The 22,767-nt window shown below is 65.1% G+C and carries 16 protein-coding genes; 5 read left to right on the plus strand and 11 right to left on the minus strand.

Going from position 1 to position 22,767, the window contains the following annotated elements:
• Positions 1-54: 54 nt before the first annotated feature.
• Positions 55-714 carry a serine/threonine-protein kinase gene (locus tag VZ068_RS16960; RefSeq protein WP_259156330.1) on the minus strand — a complete coding sequence of 220 codons (660 nt, stop codon included), beginning with the start codon at positions 712-714 and terminating at the stop codon, positions 55-57.
• A gap of 162 nt (positions 715-876) precedes the next feature.
• Here VZ068_RS16960 and VZ068_RS16965 point away from each other — a divergent pair, with 162 nt between their 5' ends.
• Positions 877-2,964 carry a VTT domain-containing protein gene (locus VZ068_RS16965; protein ID WP_349655948.1) on the plus strand — a complete coding sequence of 696 codons (2,088 nt, stop codon included), beginning with the start codon at positions 877-879 and terminating at the stop codon, positions 2,962-2,964.
• A gap of 545 nt (positions 2,965-3,509) precedes the next feature.
• On the opposite strand, the gene VZ068_RS16970 is transcribed toward VZ068_RS16965, so the two are convergent.
• The 4 genes from VZ068_RS16970 to VZ068_RS16985 form a co-directional block, all read right to left on the minus strand.
• Positions 3,510-4,394, minus strand: a complete 885-nt coding sequence (locus VZ068_RS16970) for a bestrophin family ion channel (RefSeq protein ID WP_259156335.1) — start codon at positions 4,392-4,394, stop codon at positions 3,510-3,512.
• A gap of 282 nt (positions 4,395-4,676) precedes the next feature.
• Positions 4,677-5,273, minus strand: a complete 597-nt coding sequence (locus VZ068_RS16975) for an LON peptidase substrate-binding domain-containing protein (RefSeq protein ID WP_349655949.1) — start codon at positions 5,271-5,273, stop codon at positions 4,677-4,679.
• A complete protein-coding gene (mpl, locus tag VZ068_RS16980) occupies positions 5,273-6,640 on the minus strand; it encodes a UDP-N-acetylmuramate:L-alanyl-gamma-D-glutamyl-meso-diaminopimelate ligase (protein WP_349657742.1) in 1,368 nt (455 codons plus the stop codon). Before mpl ends, VZ068_RS16975 begins: the two co-directional genes overlap by 1 nt.
• A 341-nt stretch (positions 6,641-6,981) precedes the next feature.
• Positions 6,982-7,545: an adenylate kinase gene (locus VZ068_RS16985; RefSeq protein WP_259156337.1), complete on the minus strand. Its 564-nt coding sequence runs from the start codon at positions 7,543-7,545 to the stop codon at positions 6,982-6,984.
• 159 nt (positions 7,546-7,704) lie between these two features.
• Here VZ068_RS16985 and VZ068_RS16990 point away from each other — a divergent pair, with 159 nt between their 5' ends.
• The gene (locus VZ068_RS16990; RefSeq protein ID WP_349655950.1) at positions 7,705-8,961 is read left to right on the plus strand and encodes a 6-phosphofructokinase; all 1,257 of its coding nucleotides are present in this window, start codon (positions 7,705-7,707) and stop codon (positions 8,959-8,961) included.
• A 347-nt stretch (positions 8,962-9,308) separates the two neighbouring features.
• Here the strand turns inward: VZ068_RS16990 and VZ068_RS16995 are convergent, their stop codons facing one another.
• Both VZ068_RS16995 and VZ068_RS17000 read right to left on the minus strand, forming a co-directional pair.
• On the minus strand, positions 9,309-10,148 hold the full coding sequence (locus VZ068_RS16995; RefSeq protein ID WP_349655951.1) for a hypothetical protein: 840 nt from the start codon (positions 10,146-10,148) through the stop codon (positions 9,309-9,311).
• 305 nt (positions 10,149-10,453) lie between these two features.
• Positions 10,454-10,975, minus strand: a complete 522-nt coding sequence (locus VZ068_RS17000) for a hypothetical protein (RefSeq protein ID WP_259162803.1) — start codon at positions 10,973-10,975, stop codon at positions 10,454-10,456.
• A 251-nt stretch (positions 10,976-11,226) separates the two neighbouring features.
• On the opposite strand from VZ068_RS17000, the gene VZ068_RS17005 reads away from it, so the two are divergent.
• Positions 11,227-13,254 carry a sodium-translocating pyrophosphatase gene (locus VZ068_RS17005; RefSeq protein WP_349655952.1) on the plus strand — a complete coding sequence of 676 codons (2,028 nt, stop codon included), beginning with the start codon at positions 11,227-11,229 and terminating at the stop codon, positions 13,252-13,254.
• A gap of 199 nt (positions 13,255-13,453) precedes the next feature.
• Here VZ068_RS17005 and VZ068_RS17010 read toward each other — a convergent pair whose 3' ends face one another.
• Complete coding sequence (locus tag VZ068_RS17010; protein ID WP_259162810.1) at positions 13,454-13,936, minus strand: hypothetical protein; 483 nt, start codon at positions 13,934-13,936, stop codon at positions 13,454-13,456.
• Between the two features lie 196 nt (positions 13,937-14,132).
• Here VZ068_RS17010 and ppa point away from each other — a divergent pair, with 196 nt between their 5' ends.
• Positions 14,133-14,669, plus strand: coding sequence for an inorganic diphosphatase (ppa, locus tag VZ068_RS17015; RefSeq protein ID WP_005990841.1), 537 nt, complete (start codon positions 14,133-14,135; stop codon positions 14,667-14,669).
• 147 nt (positions 14,670-14,816) lie between these two features.
• Entirely contained in the window at positions 14,817-15,932 is a 1,116-nt protein-coding gene (locus VZ068_RS17020; protein ID WP_104612398.1) for an HDOD domain-containing protein, read from the plus strand.
• Positions 15,933-16,388: 456 nt separating this feature from the next.
• Here the strand turns inward: VZ068_RS17020 and VZ068_RS17025 are convergent, their stop codons facing one another.
• From VZ068_RS17025 to VZ068_RS17035, 3 genes are all read right to left on the minus strand, one after another.
• Complete coding sequence (locus VZ068_RS17025) at positions 16,389-19,277, minus strand: TonB-dependent receptor (protein ID WP_259162819.1); 2,889 nt, start codon at positions 19,275-19,277, stop codon at positions 16,389-16,391.
• Between the two features lie 48 nt (positions 19,278-19,325).
• Positions 19,326-20,219, minus strand: coding sequence for a helix-turn-helix transcriptional regulator (locus VZ068_RS17030; RefSeq protein WP_349655953.1), 894 nt, complete (start codon positions 20,217-20,219; stop codon positions 19,326-19,328).
• 110 nt (positions 20,220-20,329) lie between these two features.
• Positions 20,330-22,669: a winged helix-turn-helix domain-containing protein gene (locus VZ068_RS17035; protein ID WP_349657743.1), complete on the minus strand. Its 2,340-nt coding sequence runs from the start codon at positions 22,667-22,669 to the stop codon at positions 20,330-20,332.
• Positions 22,670-22,767: the final 98 nt, after the last annotated feature.

A 22,767-nucleotide genomic window follows, 5' to 3' on the forward strand; every position in this document is an offset into this window, starting at 1 on the left:
CTCAAGCCATACGCTCTTGCGAATCCCCAATCCCGAATCCCCAATCCCTGCCACTCAGGGCTTCGGCCCCTGCCCTTCGTTGTCTTCCCAGTGCAGCACGCGGCGGGTCACGAAGCGGTAGACCGGTTTGCCGGTGGCGAACCACAGCTCGCGCACCCATGACCTGCGCTTGAGCACGCGGCGTTCCACCGGGGTGATCGCGGCCGGGCAATACATGCGCTTGTGCTTGAGCAGGTGACGCAGGTCCTCGCGTGCAAGCAGACGCATCCAGCGCGCGCGTGGGTGGCCGCGCACCGCCAGCTGGAAATCGATCACTGCCGGGCTGCCATCGTCCTGCACCAGCCAGTTGGCTTCCTTGGCCAGATCGTTGTGCGCCACGCCGCACCGATGCAGCTGCTGCAACAGCCGGCGCGCCTGCCTGAAATACGCCAGGTCGCCGCGCGGCGGGCGCTGGTACATCGCATCGCCGGCCAGATAGCTGCGGTCCAGATGGCGCCCATCCCAATGCAGCAAACGTGGCGTGTGCGGCAGGCCATCCAGCTGGCGCAGCGCCAGCGCTTCGCGCCGCGCCAGCCACCAGGCCACACCCCGCAGGCCCCAGGGCGCCACGCTCAGGTCGCGCCGCACGAACACCCGGCCGGCGTCGCGGATCAACAAAATGCGCCCGAACGTATCGGACTTCAGCGGCAGATTGCCTGCGGGCTCGTGACTCATCCCCCATTGTAGGCGGGCGGCCGGCATCGCCATACCGCCATTGATGTGCACGCCGATGCCATCGGCGCGCGCAGCCGCCTGGTTGCAACCGCAGGTGAAGCCAACCGCCCGATGTGAGCGTGGCGCAAGTCAGTCGTCGCCATGCCCACCTATAATTCGGGAATGAACTCATGGATCGACGCCACGCTGGAGTGGATCGGACACCACCCCACCTTGGCTGGCGTGGTGATCTTTGCCATCGCATTCTGTGATGCGGTGATCGTGCTCGGCGCCATCGTGCCCGCGCTACCGCTGCTGTTCGCCATCGGCGTGCTGATCGGGCTCGGCCAGATCAACGGGCCGTATGCGGTGGTTTGCGCCACGCTGGGCGCGTTCGTCGGCGATGCGCTGAGTTTCTGGGTGGGCCATCGCTGGGGTCACCAGTTGCACACGTATTGGCCGTTCCGCCGCTATCCCCAGTTGCTGGAACGCGGCGAGCTGCTGTTCCGGCGCAATGCCTTCAAGAGCATCCTGATCGCACGCTATGTCGGCGCGGTGCGGCCGTTCGTGCCGGCCATCGCCGGCATGTCGCACATGCCGTTCAAGCGCTACCTGGTTGCCAGCGGGCTGGCCTGCGTGTCGTGGGCGCTGCTGTTTCTGGTGCCGGGCTGGGTACTGGGCACCGCCTACGACGCCGTGGCCGCAGTGGCCGGGCGCCTGTTCGTGGTGGTCGCCTTGCTGGCTGCGGTGATCGGCCTGGCCTGGGCCATGGTGCTGTATTCGTACCGCTGGTCGGCAGGCCATCTGGATGCCCTGCTGGCGCGGCTGCTGGAGTGGTCGCATCGGCACCCGGTGCTGGGCAACTGGTCGGTCAGCGTGTTCGACCCACGCCGACGCGAGTCGGTCCCGTTGGCGATGATGGCGCTGATGCTGTTGCTGCTGGGCTGGGGCTGGTTCGTGTTGCTGATGGTGGTGCTGGCGCATGGCGAGCCGCTGCGCGTGGACCTGGCCGTGCACGACCTGATGCTGGCCTTGCGCAACCCGCTGGCCGATTACCCGATGGTCGCGCTGGCCTCGCTGGGCGATTGGCAGGTGTTGTTGCCGGCGATCGCCGCAGCGATGGGCTACCTGGCCTGGCGGCGCCGCTGGATGGCGGTGACGCACTGGGTGATCGCACTGGCGTTTGGCCTGGCGCTGACGCAACTGCTGGGCGCCACTGTCCAGGTGGTGCGCCCGCCGGCCGCCAGCAGCGGCTTCGGGTTTCCGTCGGTGGCGGTCACCATGGCCACGATCGGTTTTGGCTTCTTCGCGCTGCTGATCGCGCGCGAACTGCCCGGCCGGCGCCGGGTGTGGCCATATCTGGTCAGTGGCGCGATCGTCTCCCTGATCGGCTTCGCACGCCTGTACCTGGGCGCGCATTGGCTCAGCGACGTGGTCGGCGGCATGTTGTTCGGCATCTTCTGGCTGCTGGTGCTGGGCATTGCATATCGGCGCCGCGCCACCCGCGCGTTCTGGGTCAAGCCGGTGTCGTGGACCTTCTACGGCGTGTTCGTGGGCTGCGCGATCTTCTTTGCGCCGCGCAATCTCGACACCAAGCTGGCCAAGTTCGAGCCGCCACCGCCGCTGCTGATGGATCTGCCCGCCAGCGACTGGTGGGAGGGGCAATGGCGGCTGCTGCCGGCACGCCGCAATGAATTCGACGACGACCAACGTTGGCCGCTGGACGTACAGGTTGCCGGCCCGCTCGCGCCGCTGCAACGCCAGCTCGAAGCGCGCGGCTGGCGGGCACAACCGCAGGCGGGCTGGGAGCAGGCGCTGCATCTGCTGGATGTGAGTGGCCGCCCGGACGAAGTTCCGATCCTGCCGGCCACGCTGGACACCCAGGTTGAAGCCTTGCTGATGGTGCGTCATGCCGCGCCAGGGCACGTGCATGTGTTGCGCCTGTGGCCTGCAGCCGCGCGCTTGCAACCCAATGCGCAGCCATTGTGGGTAGGCAGCACGCAGACGCTGCGCTACAGCCGCCACTTCAGCCTGATCGGCCTGTGGTACCCGCTACGCGGTGTGGACCCTGCACTGAGCGCGTTGCGCCAGGCACTGGACCCCTTGCCGCATCGCCTGGAACAGCGTCGACGCTCGCAGGTGCCCGTGATACTGATCGACAGTAGCTCGGAAAATGCGTTGCGGCCAGAAGGCAAAGACAATGCTGCACCGCAGCCGGAAACCACCGCATCCGACCCGGCGGCATCGGCTCCGTCACAACAGCGCCGTTGATCGATCGGGCTACAGCGGCGATCGGCCAGCAACCACGGGCGCAGCACTGTAGATCAGAGCTGCTGGCAAAACCCTTGAACGCTGTAGCGATGGCGGCAACGCGTTCGCGTCGTTTGGATGCGGCCGAATGTTTAGGTCAGAAGCCCTGGTGAGTCGAGGGCGCGGCGCCCTTACCGCTCGCGGGACACGCCGTGAGTCCGTCCATGGAGGCTCGGTGGCGGAATCCATGCCGCCACACGGTCCCGCAATCGGCAAGGACACCGCCCCAGGACGTTGGTCGGTAGCTGCGTAAATCGCTGGCCGTCTCGCGAGTTGCATTGGCCTGCTGATGCGGGTTGCAGAATTACATGTGAGCTAGCGAAGTAGAAGCATTGCTTGCACCATGCCCACCGACCATCTCGACCGGCCCTTGCCCTGCAGAAAACTCGCAGGTTGGTCGCTCTACAACTCTTCGCACCGTTCAATCGCCTCTCAAGGCGAACGGGAGATTGCAAATCAGTGCCGTTCGGCACTACAAAGCCCGCATTGGCCCAACACGCGATGCCTCACCACAACACGCCATCCACCGGCTGCATCGGCTCCGGCGCTTGCTCACCGATGGCCTGAAGCGCATCGATCTCCACCGTGCGGCACATGGTGTCCAGCGGCAGGTCATGGATAGTGTTGGCGAACGGGTCGACCAGCTCATCGCCGATCTTCAGCACCGCCAGGAACATCAAGCCGGCCACCGTCGATCCCACCGGGGTGGCGTACTGCAGCGTTTCCACCAGGCCGATCGGCAACAGCACGCAGAACAGCCGCGTAAACAGGTTCGGATAGAAGCGGTACTGATACGGCAACGGCGTGTTTTTCAGCCGCTCCATGCCGCCTTGCGCGTTGGCGATATCCACCAGGATGCGCTCGACGCTGGCCTGCTGGATGCTATCGATCCAGCCAGCGCGACGCGCCTGTTCCACTGCGCGGCCTGTCGTGTCGAGCAAGCCATTGGCCACGTTCGTGCGGGTGATCACCGCTGCTACTTCGTCGGCCTCCAGCCGCGGCTCCAGTGCCATCGCCACCGGCAGCCGCCGCAACTGGCAACGCAATGCGTTGACGTAGGCGACCTGACGCAGCGCGATCGTGCGCCCCAACGCTGCAGCTTCCGGCGCAGACAGGATGCTGACGCTCAAACGCACCAGGTTGCGCGATGCATTGATCATCTGCCCCCACAGCACCCGCCCTTCCCACCAGCGCTGATAGGTGGAATTGGCGCGGAAGCCCAGGAACAACGCCAGTGCCGAACCGAAGATGGTCAACGGCAATGCCGGCGCGCGGAACGGCAGCACGTAATAGATGATCGTGATCAACACGTCCCAGACAAACAACACCGCCAGGGTCCGCCAGACCTGACTGACTACATCCGCCACACGCGGTTTGACATCGATGATCAAAGGCTCACTCCCTCACTGAAACGAGTTTCGCCATGGCGCGCACCCAGCGCATGGATGCCATCGATAGCGCACTCAAGCGTGGCGAGTGTGCCGTTGCGGCGGTGCAAGCACGGTGACGGGGCGGCCGAACGCCTTCCCTCGCCGCAGCGAAACACGCTGCGCGATCATCAGTCGGTCGTGGACGATACCCGGAATCGACCTACATCGCCCTTCCAGGTCCGACGCCTTCGCACCGCATGCGCAACTGCCCGGCCATCGCTCGCGATACGGTGTTGGCTTCGCTCAGGGCATCCAGGCCAGCAACTGATCCAGGCGCCGATGCGGGTCGTCCTGTTGCAACAGCGACAGGCGTTGCTGTTCGGTCAGCGGCAGCAATTCGGCCAGCCGCCAGCCCACCCACGCGGACTGATCCAGCAGCCCTGGACCGACCGATGCGAATTCGCCGCCCACCTGTTCGAGCATGCGCTCGAGCACGGTTGCCAACAAACTGTGCTCGGGCCGTAATTCGTCGTCGGTGTCGGGCTCGCACCAGCTCACCTCGCCCACTACCAGCCCGTTGTCGCGGATGCGCGAGCGCTGCACATGAAAGCGACGCGTGCCGCGCAAGCGCAGCACCAGCACGCCATCGGCGCCCACATCGAAATCCTCGATGCGCACCTCGGTGCCGAACGCCGCCGGCGTTGCCGGCACGCCAACCTCGTTGCCATCCAGGATCAGGCACACACCGAAGCTGGTGCCGCTGCGTCCGCACTCGCGCACCAGATCCAGATAGCGGCGCTCGAACACGCGCAGCCCCATCGCCGCGCCGGGCAACAACACGCTGTGCAACGGAAACAGCGGCAAGGCGCTGGTGTCGGCCATGGCGGGGGGCGATGCCATCACGACAGCTGCGCCAGGAAACGACGCGGCGCGCCGTCGAACCCGCCATTGGACATGAACACCACATGGTCGCCCGGCTGCGCGATGTCGCCCAGCGTCTGCAGTAGCGCCTCCACGTCATGCGCCACGTGCGCCTGCCCGCGCACCTGCGCGATGATCGGCGCCGCATCCCATGGCAATTCGGGGCGATGCAGAAACACCACCGCATCGGCATCGTGCAGCGACGGCGCCAGCGCCTGCGCATGCGCACCCAACCGCATCGAGTTGCTGCGCGGCTCCATCGCCACCAGCACGCGCGCCGCACCCACCTTCGCACGCAGCCCCTGCAACGTGGTCGCAATGGCGGTGGGGTGATGGGCGAAGTCGTCGTAGACGGTAATATCGCGCGCCTGCCCCAACACTTCCAGGCGGCGTTTGACGCTGTGAAAGTGCGCCAGCGCCGGCATCACCGTTGCCGGGTCCACCCCCACCGCATGCACCGCCGCCAGCGCGGCCAGTCCGTTGAGCACGTTGTGCCGCCCGACCAGCGGCCACTGCACCTGGCCGATCTCCACGCCGCGATGGGACACCGCAAACACGCTGCCATCGGCTGCAATCAGGCGCGCGCTCCACTCCAGCGCCGCATCGAAGCCGAAGCGCTCCACCGGCGTCCAGCAGCCCATGGCCAAGACCTCGGCAAGCCGCGCGTCTTCGCCATTGACGATCAGGCGCCCACGCGCCGGCACGGTACGGACCAGATGATGGAATTGGCGCTGGATGGCGCCCACGTCAGGAAAAATATCCGCGTGGTCGTACTCCAGGTTATTGAGGATCGCCACCAGCGGCCGGTAGTGCACGAACTTGCTGCGCTTGTCGAAGAATGCGGTGTCGTATTCGTCGGCTTCCACCACGAACTCGCGCCCCTGCCCCAGCCGCGCCGACACGTCGAAGTCCTCGGCCACGCCGCCGATCAAAAATCCCGGCGCGCGGCCGGCCGCCTCGAGCAGATAGCTCAGGATGGTGGTGGTGGTGGTCTTGCCATGGGTGCCGGCAACCGCCAGGGTGTCGCGGCCCGGCAGCACCTGCTCGGCCAGCCATTGGGCACCGGAGGTATAACGGCGGCCAGCATCGAGTACCGCTTCCACTGCCGGGTTGCCGCGCGACAAGGCATTGCCGATGACCACCTCGGTGGCGTCTGCCGAGATATTGGACGGCGCGTAGCCCTGGGCCAGCGCGATGCCGAGCGTTTCCAGCTGGGTGGACATCGGCGGATAGATGGCCTGGTCGCTGCCTTCTACCTGCCAGCCCAGTTCGCGCGCCAGGGCGGCCACACCGCCCATGAAAGTCCCGGCGATGCCGAGGATGTGGAGTTTGCTCATGCCGCATATTGTCGCCGATCACTGCAGTTGCAGGACATTCCGATCGGCACCGGGTGCAGCTGTCGGGAAACTCCTACCGTACTGTCGGGAATTTCCCGATATGCGAACTGCGTCACATCCCTCACTATGCTGAACGCCAGTCGCAGCACCCTTTGGTTCTACTCCCCAAGAGACCAAATCCCCAGGGAGCTCATGCTGTCGGGGCTCTGAGCAAGCTCACTACTGGCGTTATTCTGCCCCGGTCATCTCGTATGGCCGGGGTTTTTCTTTGCTGGGATCTGGATCTGCAGACGACGCGGCCAACGGGCGCGCGGTGAACAGGACCGGGCATTGCGCCCGGCCCGGGTGACTCAGCGGCCGAGCGCCTTGCTGATACGCTCCAGCACCTCGTCCAGCGACCCAACGCCATCGACGCGCGCCAACTTGCCGCGCTGCTCGTAGAAGCCGATCACCGGCGCGGTGGAATCGGTATAGACCTGCAGACGCTTGCGCACCGATTCCGGGTTGTCGTCCTCGCGGCCTTCGGCCTTGGCACGCCCGGCGATGCGCTCGACCAGCAATTCGCTGGCGACGTCCAGCTGCACCACTGCATCCAGTGGCTGACCGATCTTGCTGAGCAGGCTGTCCAGCGCATTGGCCTGGGCCACATTGCGCGGATAGCCATCGAGGATGAACCCCTTGGCGACATCGGCCTGACCGAGCCGCGCCTCCAGCATGCCGAGCAGGATGTCGTCGGACACCAGGTCGCCCCGCGCCATGACTTCCTTGGCCTTCAGGCCGAGCGGCGAACCGGCGGCCACTTCGGCACGCAGCAGGTCGCCGGTGGAAATGTGCGGGATTTCAAACGTGTCTTTGAGACGTGTCGCCTGGGTGCCCTTGCCCGAACCGGGCGGTCCCAACAGAACCAATCGCATCAGTGGACTCCACTTTCGAATAAAAACGCGTTGCGGTTGGCGGCGTTAGACTCAAGCCTTCGCCGGCGCTGACCGTATGGTCGTGCAGCTTACCCCATCCGGGGAATGTCCCGGCACTGTCCCCTGCGCCATGTTTCCATGTGAGGAGCCCGTCCCCCTATGTCCACTGGCAACTTGTTGTATGCCCAATCAGGCGGCGTCACCGCCGTCATCAACGCGACCGCCGCCGGCGTCATCACCGAAGCGCGCGCGCGCAAGATCAAGGTCCTGGCTGCCCGCAACGGCATCCTGGGCGCGCTGCGCGAGGAGCTGATCGACACCTCCAAGGAATCCTCTGCGGCGATCGCCGCCCTGGCGCAGACACCCGGCGGTGCGTTCGGCTCGTGCCGCTACAAGCTCAAGTCGCTGGAACAGGACAGCGCCAAGTACGAACGCCTGCTCGACGTGTTGCGCGCGCACGACGTGCGCTGGTTCCTCTACAACGGCGGCAACGATTCGGCCGACACCGCATGGAAGGTATCGCAGCTGGCCAAGGCCTACGGCTACCCGCTGCACTGTATCGGCGTGCCCAAGACCATCGACAACGATCTGGCGGTGACCGACACCTGCCCCGGCTTCGGTTCGGCGGCCAAGTACACCGCGGTGTCCGTGCGCGAGGCTGCGCTGGATGTCGCCGCGATGGCCGATACCTCCACCAAGGTCTTCATCTACGAAGCGATGGGCCGTCACGCCGGCTGGCTGGCCGCCGCCGCCGGCCTGGCCGGCCAGGGTCCGGACGAGGCACCGCAGATCATCCTGCTGCCCGAGCGCGCCTTCGATCAGGCCGCGTTCCTGGCCAAGGTCAAGCAAGTGGTGGAGAAGGTGGGTTGGTGCGTGGTGGTCGCCAGCGAAGGCATCCATGACGCACATGGCCGTTTCGTCGCCGATGCCGGCGGGGCGACCGACTCGTTCGGCCACGCGCAACTCGGCGGCGTGGCCTCCTTCCTGGCTGCGCAGGTCAAGCAGGAGCTCGGCTACAAGGTGCACTGGACGCTACCCGATTACCTGCAACGCTCCGCACGCCACCTCGCCTCCAAGACCGACTGGGAACAGGCCCAGGCCGTCGGCAAGGCCGCCGTGCAATACGCCCTGAAGGGCATGAACGCGGTGATCCCGGTGATCGAACGCGTCAGCGACGCTCCCTATCGCTGGAAGATCGTGCCGGCCCCGCTGCACAAGGTGGCCAATCACGAAAAGAAGATGCCGCCCAGCTTCCTGCGCAAGGACGGCCTTGGCATCACCGAGCGCGCCCGCCGCTACTTCGCCCCGTTGATCAAGGGCGAAGCTCCGCTGGCCTACGGCAACGACGGCCTGCCCAAGTATGTGACCTTGAAGAATGTGGCGGTGGCGAAGAAATTGCCGGTGTGGGAAGGCTGAGCGACTCTGCCGCGCGCCCTCGCTAGCGCATCTGTGTGAGGACGCTCATGCCGGCCGACCCTGGGCAGTCTGCGGAATCTCCAACGGCAGTGCTCCATGAAGCAGGCAACCGCCGCCGCCAGGAGGCGGTTGCCGTTGGAGCCACTTTATATAGGGAATCTCCTGATTGCCGTGCAGGAGGTCGCTGACTGACACGTGCGCACATGCCTTTCGCTGTCGCAATGCGCGGCATGGTTCGGAGTGCAGACCACCGCGTTCGAAACACGACAGGACCTGGCTTCAATGAGCCGGCAGAGCGCGTACACATGGAAGCCAAGCGCTGCCGCCTTGCGCTGAGGCAAGAAAGATCACGGCGACATTGCCAGATTGACCCCCAATGTGATCCATCCGCGTGGTGCCGCTACGTGATCACGCCCGACCATCAGGTCGACGCTGGACGCCCTGCCCATCGGCCGGCGCATGCCAATTTGTGCACCCCACCCGTTGCGATCGTCTCCGGATGCTTCGGCCAATACTGTCCATTTGGGTGTGAGTACCTGCTCCAGACCGGCCCCTGCAGTGGTGGCATCGGACCCGGCATGCAGTGCGACCAGACCAAGATTGACGTGCATCCGCGTGGCCCCATCGGCGCCAAACGACCACGTCAGCGGAACGGTGAGATAACTCGCGCGTTGCTGCGGGTCCTGCCAGTCGCGCTGCAGCCCGACCGCGACTGCCAGCCCCCAGACATGCTGCTCTGGATCACGCAGCATGTGCTTGGCTCCGATATCGAGCGCAGCAGATCCATGCCGGACATCGGTGATTCCTACGGAAAATTCCGTGCCCAGGACATTGCAGGCAGGTACCGCCGTGGCCGATGCACCACCCGGCGTTGCACGCCACCAGGCTTCCAGCTGGCATTGCCCACGTGGCGTGACGCCGGCATCGTCGACCACCATGCTCGCCGCTGCGCGCACCGGCACCGGGTGCCACAGTGCGAAGAAGGCGAGCAGGCCCGGGGAATAACGCAATACCTTCATAGACGTTCTCAAAAAAATCAGCGCAGCTGCTACGCGACTGGGTACAGCACTGAGCGCAGCGACAAATCGTCGTCGGCATGCATCGGATGCAGGTGACTGGCGTGCCGGATCGGGAGTGTACGCATGGCGCATGGCAAAGCCGATTACTGCCGCAGGAAACCGGGCCACGCACAGCTGCTTGGCAGCGCCCGGGATCGCTCCAAATGCGTAGCACAGGCACCATGCGCATGTGCACGCCGGCGCGACCGCCCCTTCCACGAATTTGGGGCGATTCTTGCTCAAAATTCGAGCGATTCTTGGATCGCTGTGTCTAACGCGGATGCGCAAACAAGGCCGCCGGCATCGGTAGCAACACCGGCGAGCGCGCTCTATCGATACGTCAACTGCATGGCATGCCGCTGGCGGGCGTCATGCCATGCGAAGGTCCGTACCCCTCATACAGCCGTAGCGTCCCGGCATCGATGCCGCATGTGTCACTGGCAGGCCTTGCCTTCCATCGTCTGCTGCGCGGCGAACATTGGCACCTGCGGGATCTTGCCGGCAGCGGCCTGTTGCTTGGCATCTTCCAGGTAGATGCGTGACTGGCCTTGCCCGTCGAGCTGCGGCTTGGCATCCACCGGCTTGCGCCACACGCGCACGACCGCCTGTTGACTTGGGCAGGCTGCGCTTGGGACGCGGATCACGTCGTTGAAGATCCAGCCCGACGCGACACTGGGCGCCGCCTTGGCGTAGTCCACAACGCGCGCGCGCGGCTGACAGGTGGGGCTGCTGCGCACTACCGAAAACGTATAGGGCTGTGCAGCATTGCCGGTGAACACACCTTCCAGGCGTGCACAGGCTTCTGGAATCTGCCGCAAGGTGTGCACCGCACCAACGGCTTGCGCGGTACCAGCCGGGCGGGCCTTCAACTCTGGCGTTGGCTCTGCAGCGCACGCGCTGCCGGTGAGCAGCATGGCCAGCACAGCGGCGTACCTGGACGCGGCATCGTTCGACATAAGTTACTCCTGGATCGGCTCGATCACGTTGGCCGCAGGCTGTCATGTCGCGACTGAACGACGCGCCAAAGCCGCGGTGGTGGCACCCCTGCAAGCCGCGGCGCATACTCGGCCGCGATCCGGCCATCATGAACATCGCGACGCGCATTACGGCCCTTGGGCCGTCGAGACCGTATTCGCACCCCACTCGTTGCGTGCGCCGCCCTTGGTTCATCCCGACCGGATGGACATCCATTCTCTTGGGAGGGGTCATGCTGGAACACTACGGGTTAGGGCTTGCGTTGGGCTGCGCGGTATTGGCAATTTTGTACGGGATCGTCTCGGCGCGCTGGGTGGTCGCGCAACCGAGCGGCAACGCACGCATGCAGGAGATCGCAGCGGCGATCCAGGAAGGGGCGCGCGCATATCTCAATCGGCAGTACCTCACGATTTCGATCGCTGGCGGCGTGCTGTTCGTCTTGGTCGGACTATTCCTGAGCTGGTACACGGCGATCGGCTTCGCGCTCGGCGCGGTCCTGTCGGGCCTGGCTGGCTATATCGGCATGAACGTCTCGGTGCGCGCCAATGTGCGCACCGCGGAGGCCGCACGGCACGGCATCGGCCGCGCGATGGATGTCGCGTTCCGCGGTGGCGCGATCACCGGCATGCTGGTGGTGGGCCTGGGGTTGCTGGGGGTGGCCGGCTACTACGCAGTGCTGCAGGCCTTGGGGCTGCCGCTGGAGCAGAACCTGCACGCACTGGTCGGCCTGGCGTTCGGCTCCTCGCTGATCTCGATCTTCGCGCGCCTGGGTGGCGGCATTTTCACCAAGGGGGCGGATGTAGGGGCAGACCTGGTCGGCAAGGTAGAGGCCGGCATTCCCGAAGACGACCCGCGCAATCCTGCAGTGATTGCCGACAATGTAGGCGACAACGTGGGCGACTGCGCCGGCATGGCAGCGGATCTGTTCGAGACCTATGCGGTGACCGTGATCGCCACGATGCTGCTCGGCAGCCTGACCCTGGCCGAGACCGGGCCGCATGCCGTGCTGTATCCGCTGGTGTTGGGCGGCGTGTCGATCATCGCCTCGATCGTGGGCGCGGCTTTCGTCAAGGTCAAAGCAGGCGGCTCGATCATGGGGGCGCTCTACAAGGGCGTGATCGTTTCCGGCGTGCTGGCTGCGCTGGCCTATTGGCCGATTACCCAGAGCCTGATGCGCGACAACAGCCATGGCGCCGCCTCGCTTTATGCCTGCGCCTTGATCGGCCTGGTGCTCACCGGCCTGATCGTGTGGATCACCGAGTACTACACCGGCACCCGATACGCGCCGGTGCAGCATGTTGCCTCTGCCAGCACGACCGGACACGGCACCAACATCATTGCCGGCCTGGGCATCTCGATGAAGTCCACGGCGCTGCCGGTGATTGCGGTCTGTGCAGCGATCTGGGGCGCGTTCCATTTCGGCGGCCTGTACGGCATCGCGATCGCTGCCACGGCAATGCTGTCGATGGCCGGCATGATCGTGGCGCTGGACGCCTATGGCCCGATCACCGACAACGCCGGTGGCATCGCCGAGATGGCCGAACTGCCACCGGAAGTCCGCGCGATCACCGACCCGCTGGATGCGGTCGGCAACACCACCAAGGCGGTCACCAAAGGCTACGCGATCGGCTCGGCCGCACTGGCGGCATTGGTGCTGTTCGCCGACTACACCCACAACCTGCAGGCGGCCCATCCCACCGAGGTCTTCGCCTTCGATCTGTCCGACCACACGGTGATCATCGGTCTATTGATCGGCGGCCTGATCCCTTACCTGTTCGGCGCAATGGCGATGGAGGCGGTGGGCCGCGCGGCCGGCGCGGTGGTCGAAGAGGTCCGCCGTCAGTTCCACGAGATCCCCGGCATCATGGCCGGTACCGCCAAGCCGCAATACGACCGCGCGGTGGACATGCTGACCCGCTCGGCGATTCGCGAAATGATCGTGCCCTCCTTGTTGCCGGTCGTGGTCCCGATCGTGGTCGGGCTGCTGCTGGGGCCACGCGCCCTGGGCGGCTTGCTGATCGGCACCATTGTCACCGGACTGTTCCTGGCCATTTCGATGACCACCGGTGGCGGGGCCTGGGACAACGCCAAGAAGTACATCGAAGACGGGCACTTCGGCGGCAAGGGCAGCGAAGCGCACAAGGCGGCAATCACCGGCGACACCGTAGGCGACCCGTACAAGGACACCGCCGGGCCGGCGATCAATCCGTTGATCAAGATCATCAACATCGTGGCGCTGCTGCTGGTACCGCTGTTGTAGCCAGGCATGGCCGCATGGATCTGGCACCTGCGGCCGTGCGGCCGCAGGTACTGGAGGCGGGACTGCCTAAGGCGTCGGGCGAGGCGACCGCCAGTGCCTTCTCAGCGACCGGCATCACCGGCGATCGGGCGCTCCCGCGACGCTGCCAAGGCGCACAACGGTGACGACGGGGCAGGCAACTGCCCCGGCCCGGCATCACTCAAAGACAGCCGATCAAGCCGTCGTAGATCGGCGGCGCGCCGCCCGGCAGCGGTTCGAACAAAGGGTTGGTCACTGCCAGTACGCGGTACATCTCGTCCAGGCGGGTACCGGCTTTCAGCGGTGCGGTGCAGCGCCAGACGCGGCTGTCCGAGCGCAGGTAACCGCTGCGGGGATCCACGCTCACCTCGCTGGCACCGAAGGTCCAGATGCAGCTGCGCACTACGCCGGTGACGCGGTGGACCGAGCAGCGAAAGCGCAGCGGCTGGTAATCGCTGAATTCGCCTCCGCAGAATGTATCGCCGCAGATGTTGTCGAAATCGCGGTCCAGCCGCTGCTCCAGATCGATGAAGGCCTCCCAGCCCTCGGCATTGGCCGGCCAGTCGACCGCGTCCACGTAGGTCGGCGGTGGCGTTGCGGCAGCGGCCGCCTGGGTGGTGAGGGAGAGCAGCAGTACGACGAGCAAGCGTGCGAGTCTGGACATGACCTTTCCCGAGCAGTGGATGAGTCTGCAGCGTGCGCCGCGTCCCTGCCCACCACGATCAGCCGGCCGCCCGTTATGAATGCAGGCTATGCCGCATCCGGCCCTCAGAAGATTGCCCATTCAGTGTCGCTGCAGCGCAACAGCCGAACGCGTAGAATCGCGCTCCACACACTGCTGACGCCTCGGAGCTACCCGCATGGGCCTTGAACTGGTCACCTCTGGCAAGAATCTGCCGGAAGAAATCAACGTCGTCATCGAAATCCCCAAGGATTCCGAGCCGGTCAAGTACGAAGTGGACAAGGCCAGCGGTGCGATCTTCGTCGACCGCATCCTGTCGACCCCGATGCGTTACCCCTGCAACTACGGCTACGTGCCCAACACCCTGTGCGGCGATGGCGACCCGGCCGACGTGCTGGTGGTCCTGCCGCTGCCGCTGGTCCCGGGCTCGGTGGTGCGCTGCCGTCCGGTCGGCGTGCTGCGCATGAGCGACGAGGCAGGCAGCGACGAAAAGATCCTGGCGGTGCCGATCGAGAAGATCTTCTCCGGCTACGCGCACATCGAGGATATCAACCAGGTGTCCAGCCACTGGATGGAGCGCATCGGTCACTTCTTCGAGCATTACAAGGACCTGGAGAAGGGCAAGTGGGTCAAGCTCGACGGCTGGGGCGGCGCGGCCGAGGCCAAGCGCATTCTGGTCGAGTCGGTGGAACGCTATAATTCCGACGCGCCCTGAGCCGTTGGCCGTAACACTGCTTCGCAGGTGCGGAGCGACCGGGATCACGCTTTTGCCGTGATCCCGGTGACCGCCGTCGGTAGATTGGGTACATTGCCGAGCTGCGTTTGGCCGGCGCCCGCCGTCGGTGACTTCTGGGGAAGTGTCTTGCGTATTCTGTTTGTTGGGGACGAAGCCAGTCTTCCGTCCGACCTTGTCGAGTACGTCGCCGATCTCGGCGACCAGTGGCAGGCGCAGCAGGTGGCCGATGGAAATTCGGCGATCGAAGCTGCCGCGCTGTCGCCCTTCGACGCGGTCATCGTTGCCCCGGTGTTGCCGGACCTGACTGCCGCCACGTTGCTGGGGCAGATCCGCACGCTGCGCCCGGACACCATTCGCATCGCGCTGATCGATGCCCAGGACGGCCAGCGCACGCCGCCGGCCCGCATCATCGGCGTGGCGCACCGTTTCCTGCCGATGCCGCTGGCGCCGGAAGTATTGCTCGAAGCCGTCACCAGCCTGGAAGAACTGCGCGACCTGCTCAGCAATCCACGCCTGCGCGCGGCCATCGGACGCATCGAAAAACTGCCCTCGCCACCGCATCTGTATCTGAGCCTGATGCACGCCCTGGAAGAAGACGATGGCGCCGATGCGGCCGACATCGCCAAGCTCATCGCCGGCGACCCGGCGATCGCGGCCAAGGTGCTGCAGCTGTGCAATTCGGCGTTCTTTTCCGGCGGACGCAGCATCACCGACCTGCGCACGGCGGTAACCCGCCTGGGCGTGGCGACGCTGCGCGACCTGGTACTGGCCAGCGAAGTCTTCTCGGTGCAGACCCTGACCCCGGCCGAGCGTAGCGCGATGCAGCGCCGCGCCCTGCTGTCGTCGCGGCTGGCGGCGAAAGTGTTGCCGCCCACCAGCGCCGAACTCGGCTCCACCGCCGCCTTGCTGGCCGATATCGGGCTGCTGTTGCCGGGCGTACGCGACGAGCGCGAGCCGCCTGCCGAAGGCGGCGACGAGCGGCTGGGCCACACCGAAGCCGGCGCGTATCTGCTTGGTCTGTGGGGCCTGCCGATGCCGATCATCGAGGCGGTGGCGTTCCATCGCCATCCGCAGCGCTCCAGCCTGCGCAGCTTCTGGGTGACCGGCGCGGTGCATGTCGCCACGGCACTGGCCAGCGGCGAAACCGTGGACGAAGAGTACCTGTCCAAGGTCGGCGTGATCTCCCGCCTGCCGACCTGGCGCGAGCAGGCCGACACCTTGCTCGGCCTTGCCGAGGCTTGAGCGGCGGCCGTCAGGGGCAACGATTGCGGTAGCAAAAAAGGCGCGATGGACTCGCGCCTTTTTCTTTGGCCCTTTGTAGCCGCGTCATGACGCGCGTGGGATGCGTGATAGGCGTTATTGGCGACCTGCAACGCGCAACGGGTTATCCGCAGCGGACGATCCGGACCTGGAGACATCTGCGATCCGAGCCAGACCAAGGTTACGGCGATCGGACTCAAGACCCCGTAGCTGGGCAGTCGTAGACCACACACGCGTGTAAGGAGTCGTTTTTGTGGCATGCGCCTGCAGCTAGGCTCCGGCTCCAGTGCGTGCAGGTCGTTGTGGAGCGCGCCAGCTTTCCGGCGCTACACGGCCAACTTTGGCGACATGCACACACCGCGCATTGAACGCAGTCGACGACAGGCATAAAAAAAGCGGGCCTTTCGGCCCGCTTCTTCTTTCACGACGCTTCGATGATCAGAAGCGCTGGTTGTACTGCACGAACAGGAAGCGGTCGTAGTCCAGCATCGGATCGATTGCCGCAGTGCTGCTGTTGGTGATCGAGTAGGTCACCGGCGGCTGCTTGTTCCAGATGTTGCGGGCACCAACGGTCACGCTGCCATCCCACGGAGCCTGCCAGGTGACGGAGACGTCCTGATAGGAGATCGAGCCCTTCTTGTTGGAGCCGGTACCGCCGCCCCAGCCCGGATTCGGGGTCTGGTAGTTCGGGTTGTTGCACTCGATGCCTGCCGCTGCATCCCAGCAGTAATCACGGAAACCGCCGTAGTAGCGCAGGTTCCAGTTGGCCGACAGCGAACCCAGCGACCAGTCCAGGCCCAAGGTGGCACGCACGCGCGGGAAGTTCCAGTAGCCGGCAGAGTTTGCCCACTCGGCGCCAGCTTCTGCCTGCGACTTGTAGGTCGCCAGGTAGTTGGTGTCCAGGTTGACAGCGAACTTGCCGTACGCGGTTTCCGGCATGCGGTAACGCACACCGAAGTTGTAGCCTTCGGTTTCCAGACGACCCAGGTTGACGTTGCCGCGGCTCAGCGTGGTGACCTGGCCGGTGACCGCGTCGCGACTGTAGTCGGCGCAGTAGCTGGCCAGATTGTTGAGGTAGCAGTTGTTCAACACATCATTGGCCGTCAGCGCGGTGATGATGTTGGAGATCGAAATGCGGTACCAGTCCAGCGAGAAGTCCAGGCCCTGCACCCAATGCGGGCTGTACACCATGCCCACGGTGCGGGTGATGCTGTACTCCGGCTCCAGCTCTGCATTGCCCACGCCCGAATTGAACGGCGCGTTGCCCTGCACGTCACGACGCGTGACCGGATTGCCGGCGCTGTCGGTCTGACGGAAACCCGCCGGCAGGCCTTCACCGGCGCAACGTGCCGCCACGCCTGCGTTGCCCAGCGAACCGAAGGTCGCATCGCACGGATCGGTGAAGGTATCGAACGTCTGCGAGCCGCCACCGAAGGTATCCGACAGCGTCGGCGCACGGAAACCGGTGCCGTAGGTGCCGCGCACCAGCAGGTCGTCGATCGGCTTCCAGGTGAAGCTGAACTTGCTGTTGGTGGTGTCGCCGAAGCGGCTGTAGTTGCTGTAACGCGCGGCCACGTCGAACGACAATTCCTTGGCGCCCGGCAGATCCTTCAGCACCGGAATCAACAGCTCCAGGTAGGCTTCGTTGGTCTGGTAGCGACCTTCGGTGGCCTGTGCAGCCAGGTCGGTGGTGTAACCGGCGCTGGACAGCTGATCGGGGTAGTCGTAGCCGCTGATTTCGCGGTGCTCGACGCCTGCGGCGAAGCCCAGCTCACCGGCCGGCAGATCGAACAGGCCACCGGTGATGTTGGCGGTCCACTGCTTGCTCAGGCTCTGCTGCGTGGATTGACCCAGCGCGTTGATGTACTGCAGCGCGTTCGGCGTGGAGGCCGACGGGCCACCCAGGATGTTGAACGGGGTGCACTGGCCCAGCGCATTGCTGGTACCCAACGCGATCGGAGCCGCTGCGGTACCGCACTGCACCTGACCCTGTGCATTGAGGAACGACGGACCCAGTGCCTTCTGCAACGCCAGCAGGTTGATGTTGCCGCGCGAAACCTGGGTCACATCGTACTTGTTGTAGTTGAAGCCCACGTCCCAGTTCCAGCCGTGGCTGCCAACGTCGAACACGCCTTCCAGCGCCGCATCGAAGTGCAGGGTCTTGACGTTGCTTTCGGTGGTGCGCGGCAGTTCAACCGTACGACGGAACCAGCTGTCGATGTCCTGGCCGATCGGGTTGTAGTAGCTGCTGCCACTGATGGCCACCGGGAACTGCGGCTGCGACGAGGCCTGCAGCGGGTAGCCGGCGATCTGACGATTCGAGTCGCGCTCGGAGTACATCGCGGTCGACTTGAAGGTCAGGCTGTCGGTCAGGTTGTAGCTGCCGGTGGTGAAGATCGACTTGTTGCGGCTGGACTGCTGCAACATCATCTGGTCGACGGAATTGAAGTAGTCGTCGGTGGTGATGTCGTTGTGGTAGTTGGCGATGTTGCGCGAATCCGCACCCACGCCACGGCCGTCGAACGAACCGGTGTGGTTGAGGATGTAGGTCTGGTCGTTTGCGGTGAAGCGGCCCCACGGGCCGGTTGCACTCAGACCATCTTCGATGTGGTTCGGGCCGGCCGAGTAACGGGTCAGCGTGCGATCCTTGGCCCACACCGGATCTTCGTTGGTGTAGTTGACGCCAAACACCAGCGAGGCCCGGTCGGTGGTGGTGCCGGCGGTAAAGGAGTACTGCTCCTTGGAACCGTCGCCACGACCGTTCTGGCCGAAGTACGCCGAGGCTTCTGCGCCGTCGTAGTTCTGGCGCAGGATGATGTTGACCACACCGGCCACGGCGTCGGAGCCGTAGATCGCCGAGGCACCGTCCTTCAGGACTTCGATGCGCTCGATCAGCGAGCTCGGGATGGTGGACATGTCGGTCAGGCCGTTCAGGCTGCTGGTCCAACGCTTGCCGTTCACCAACACCAGGGTACGGTTCTCATTGAGGTTGTACAGGTTGACGTACTGGCCGCCCTGTTCCGGATCGGAGGTCAGCACGGCAGCCTTGCTGTAGGTCTGCGTACCGGCGATCGACAGGTTCTGGAGGATGTCGCCAACGCTGACCAGGCCGGACTTCTGGATGTCCTGCTGCGAGACGGTGAACACCGGCTGTGCGGTTTCGACGTCGACCGAGCGGATGCGCGAGCCGGTGATTTCGATGCGGTCCAGCGTCGTGGTCGACGGGGCGGACTGCTCTTGTGCATTGGCGGCGAAAGCCGGCGTCAACGCGATCGCAATACCGGCGGGCAACAGGCCCAGCCGCACTGCGGAGGTGCGAAGGTTCATCAATCTCTCCAGGGTTCGTTAGTGGCGCGTTAAGCGCCCCCATGCAAATTACGTTTGCGTGAACGCCATCGCTTTGCGCGTCACGTTCCGTGGCTTTGCCGAATCTGGCGGATTGGTCGTCTGGTCGCGATAACGCGATGCGGAGACGCCGAAACGCGCACGAAATGCGCGTGCGAAGCTGCAGCAGTTGTCGAATCCGCTGGCGGCCGCAACCTCACCGATCATCATGGAGGTATCGCGCAGCAGATCCGAGGCCCGCTCCAGGCGCAAGCGTGCCGACAGCGCCTGCGGGCTTTCGTCGTACAGACTCTGGAATGTCTTGGACACATACCAGCTGGAGAAGTTGGTCAGCTGTGCCAGTTCGCTGATGCGCACCACACGGTCGCTGTTGCCTTCCAGATAGAGCCGGGCACGCTGCATGCGGCCGAATACCTGACGCCGGCGGCTGCGCGAGCGACCTGGACAGCGCTGCTCCTGCTCGACGAAGTCGCGCTGCATCGCGGCCAGATGCAGCAACAGCGGGCGCGCCGACGCGCTGCCGCTCTGCAACGCCGCACGGCGCCACAGCCGCAGCGCAATACGCAGGTCGCTGCGCGACAATTGGCTACGTCCCGGGTACAGCGTGGCGTCGGTCAACTCGGCCAACGACTGCAGGCTCCCGCCATCCAGGCTGACGCCAACACACAACGCGCTGCGATCCGCCTGCACGGTGGGATGCGAATCCTTGTCGAAGGCGATCCAGTCGCCGGCACGCAGCCGGAAGCGGCCCTCCTTGGACTCCACCCAGGCACGGCCACGCAACTGCACCCATAAGGTGAATGTCGCAGCGGTGGTGCGAATGCTGCCCAGACGCGAGACCGCCAGACAGGTGGTCGATGTCGAATCGCTGGCACCGTCCAGGCACAGTGCGAGCCCGCGATCGGCAGTGATGACCTGTTGCATGTTGGCAGCCCCCTGTACAAAAGAGGGCGTAGTGTTTTGCCGAATCTGGCGTGAGTCAGGAGGTTTCGACGAAAGTCTGCCGAAATTGCCACGAAACCTTTCCGAAGGAGTTACGAAGCCACTTTTCTCAACATCATCAACACGTTGGAAATGAATCCGACCGGCATCGATGAATGCTCCGGCAGCGGCATGTAGGCGATTGCGCTGCCATCTTCTTCGGCCAGCGCCAGATACATCGCGTCGCTGCGCTGATCCAGGCTGAAACCGTTGATGGTGGTGAACTTGGCCGCATCCAGGCACTGCGCCCGGCCGCCGCCAAGGGTGCTGTCGTGTGTCGCGCAACTGTCAGTGGACGACAGGTAATGCACCTGACCCTGGGCTCCCGGCGCCCAACTGCGATAACGCCAGCGCGATGGTTGCTGCGCGTCGACCGGTTGTACGGTGTCGGCGGCCAGGGTCGGCGCAATCTGCCATAGCCCTGCCCCGCTCAGATGCGTAAACAGCACTTTCCCGCTGACGCGGTCCAGGCGCACTTGCGAAACATCCTGCAGCGTAGCCAGCGCACGCCAAGGACTGGCGCTGCGGTCGTACAGCGTGGCAAAGCTATGTCCATCGTCGGCCGCAGCAACGACCAGCACGCGATTGGGATCGGGAAGATGGATGGCCTGCAAGGGCCGCACCTGCGGCACCGGCAGACGCACCGCCTTGCCGGTGCCTGGCGTCACTTCGAACAATGCAGCGTGCCCATCGGCATCGCTGCCGCTGACCAGCACCTGCCGCGAGTCGGCCGACCAGTCGGCAGCCTGTCGCGCGTCCGGGCGAATCCCTTCGATCAACCGCATCGAGCCAGGTTTGCCGACATCGCCCCACCACAATCCGTACGCACCGGAACGATTGGACGCGAAGATGAGCTGACGCCCGTCGGGCGCGATCATCGGCTGGTCGTCGCGCCCACTGGAAGGAAACAGTCGACGCCGGATGTAACCACCGTTCATGGGATCGTGGATGACCTGATACACGCCGAATTGCGGCTTGCGCTGCACGAACACCAGATGCCCGCGTGCCACGTCCGGCGCCTGGGCGTCGTCCAGACCCAGATCGTGCAGGCTGCGATCGACCAGATCGAGGCGATACAGCCGCGCTTCGCTATCCACGCGGCGCCCGAAGATCAGGCCGCTGCTGTCCGGCAGCCAGCTCCAGCCTCGGATATCGGCGTTGTCATGCGTCAATCGTTCCGCACTGCCGCCTTGGGCGGATATCCGCCAGAGATCGCCCAACTGCGGATTGCGCAGGAACACGATCCATTGTCCGTCTGGGGAATAGCGCGGTGCGTAGTCGAAGTCGGTCGGTTGCGCGCTGTAGGTCAATACCTGCCAGTGCCCGGTTTCGAGGTCCAGGCGCCGGATTCGCGGCGCGCCTTGCGCACCGGTCATGCTACCGAACAACAACGCACGGCCGTCGGGAGACCAGCTGAAACTGAGCATGTCCGCGCCATCGCAACGCACCACCTCACGCGCTGCGGACTGACCTGCCGCAGCGGCGATCATGATCCTGCAGCTGCCATCCGGCGCTTGCCGGGAGAACGCAATTTCGCGTCCATCCGGCGACCAGGCGGGCAGTCGGTCGGAGACGCCTGGTGCAGGCGTTTCCAGCACGCGCGGATATGCGTTGTCGGTCGTCTTGACCAGGATCGAGGTCCCTGGTCGATCGCTGGTCAGCGAGGCGTAGGCCACCATGCTGCCGTCGGGCGACAGGCTGGGCGTGAGATCGAATCCGCCGCCCGCAGTGATGACCTGGTACGGCCGCTTGGGGCTGCCCGGAACAGCGGTGGACGTTGCGACATCGGTTGCCGGTGCTCGCAGCCACAGCGTGCGTGCCGCCAGGCCGAGCACCACCACCAGCGCCAGGCCCGCGAAGGCCAGAGCCATCCAGCGACGCCGGTGCGGCGTCACTGCCGCAGCAGGCGATGGCGTTGCCGCCTGGTGTGGCAGGAAGTCATCGGTCTCAGCCGCAGCGCTGAGCTCATCTGTCGCCAGCGGTGCTTCCTGCGCGGACTGCTGCACGCCAGGCGGCTCCAGCGAGGACGGCGTCTGCGACAGCGTCGCCGCGGCATCGGTGCGCGCCTCCCACCCCACCGGCGCCATCAGGCGATACCCGGTCTTGGCGATCGTCTCGATGTACTCGGACCGCTGGCTGCCGCTGCTGGCAAACGCCTTGCGCAGCTGCGTCACTGCCTGGGTCACCACATCGTTGCTGGGCAAGGTGTCCGGCCATACCTCGGCGAGCAACTGCTCGCGCGTCACCACCTGCCCCGGCTGTCGCGCCAGGGTCAGCAGCACCGCCAACGACTTGGGAGGCAAGCGCAACGCGCGCCTTGCGCCCGGTGCGTGCACTTCGCGCGAGGCAACGTCGACCACACACTGCCCGACACGCAGCCGGCCAGTTGGCATTGCAGTAGCAGAAGGAACACTCATCGGCAAAGACACGCGTCGGCATGCAAGGACTACAAGAACGCCTCGCACTGAATGCGAAACGCCAAATTCAGCAA

It is taken from the genome of Xanthomonas sp. 10-10 (assembly GCF_040182365.1).
Taxonomy (GTDB): Bacteria; Pseudomonadota; Gammaproteobacteria; order Xanthomonadales; family Xanthomonadaceae; genus Xanthomonas; species Xanthomonas arboricola_F.

Coding starts and splice junctions, on each gene's coding strand:
- VZ068_RS16960 (WP_259156330.1), bottom strand. CDS start 714: ATGAGTCACGAGCCCGCAGGCAATCTGCCGCTGAAGTCCGATACGTTC.
- VZ068_RS16965 (WP_349655948.1), top strand. CDS start 877: ATGAACTCATGGATCGACGCCACGCTGGAGTGGATCGGACACCACCCC.
- VZ068_RS16975 (WP_349655949.1), bottom strand. CDS start 5,273: ATGGCATCGCCCCCCGCCATGGCCGACACCAGCGCCTTGCCGCTGTTT.
- VZ068_RS16985 (WP_259156337.1), bottom strand. CDS start 7,545: ATGCGATTGGTTCTGTTGGGACCGCCCGGTTCGGGCAAGGGCACCCAG.
- VZ068_RS16990 (WP_349655950.1), top strand. CDS start 7,705: ATGTCCACTGGCAACTTGTTGTATGCCCAATCAGGCGGCGTCACCGCC.
- VZ068_RS17000 (WP_259162803.1), bottom strand. CDS start 10,975: ATGTCGAACGATGCCGCGTCCAGGTACGCCGCTGTGCTGGCCATGCTG.
- VZ068_RS17005 (WP_349655952.1), top strand. CDS start 11,227: ATGCTGGAACACTACGGGTTAGGGCTTGCGTTGGGCTGCGCGGTATTG.
- VZ068_RS17010 (WP_259162810.1), bottom strand. CDS start 13,936: ATGTCCAGACTCGCACGCTTGCTCGTCGTACTGCTGCTCTCCCTCACC.
- ppa (WP_005990841.1), top strand. CDS start 14,133: ATGGGCCTTGAACTGGTCACCTCTGGCAAGAATCTGCCGGAAGAAATC.
- VZ068_RS17025 (WP_259162819.1), bottom strand. CDS start 19,277: ATGAACCTTCGCACCTCCGCAGTGCGGCTGGGCCTGTTGCCCGCCGGT.
- VZ068_RS17030 (WP_349655953.1), bottom strand. CDS start 20,219: ATGCAACAGGTCATCACTGCCGATCGCGGGCTCGCACTGTGCCTGGAC.
- VZ068_RS17035 (WP_349657743.1), bottom strand. CDS start 22,669: ATGCCAACTGGCCGGCTGCGTGTCGGGCAGTGTGTGGTCGACGTTGCC.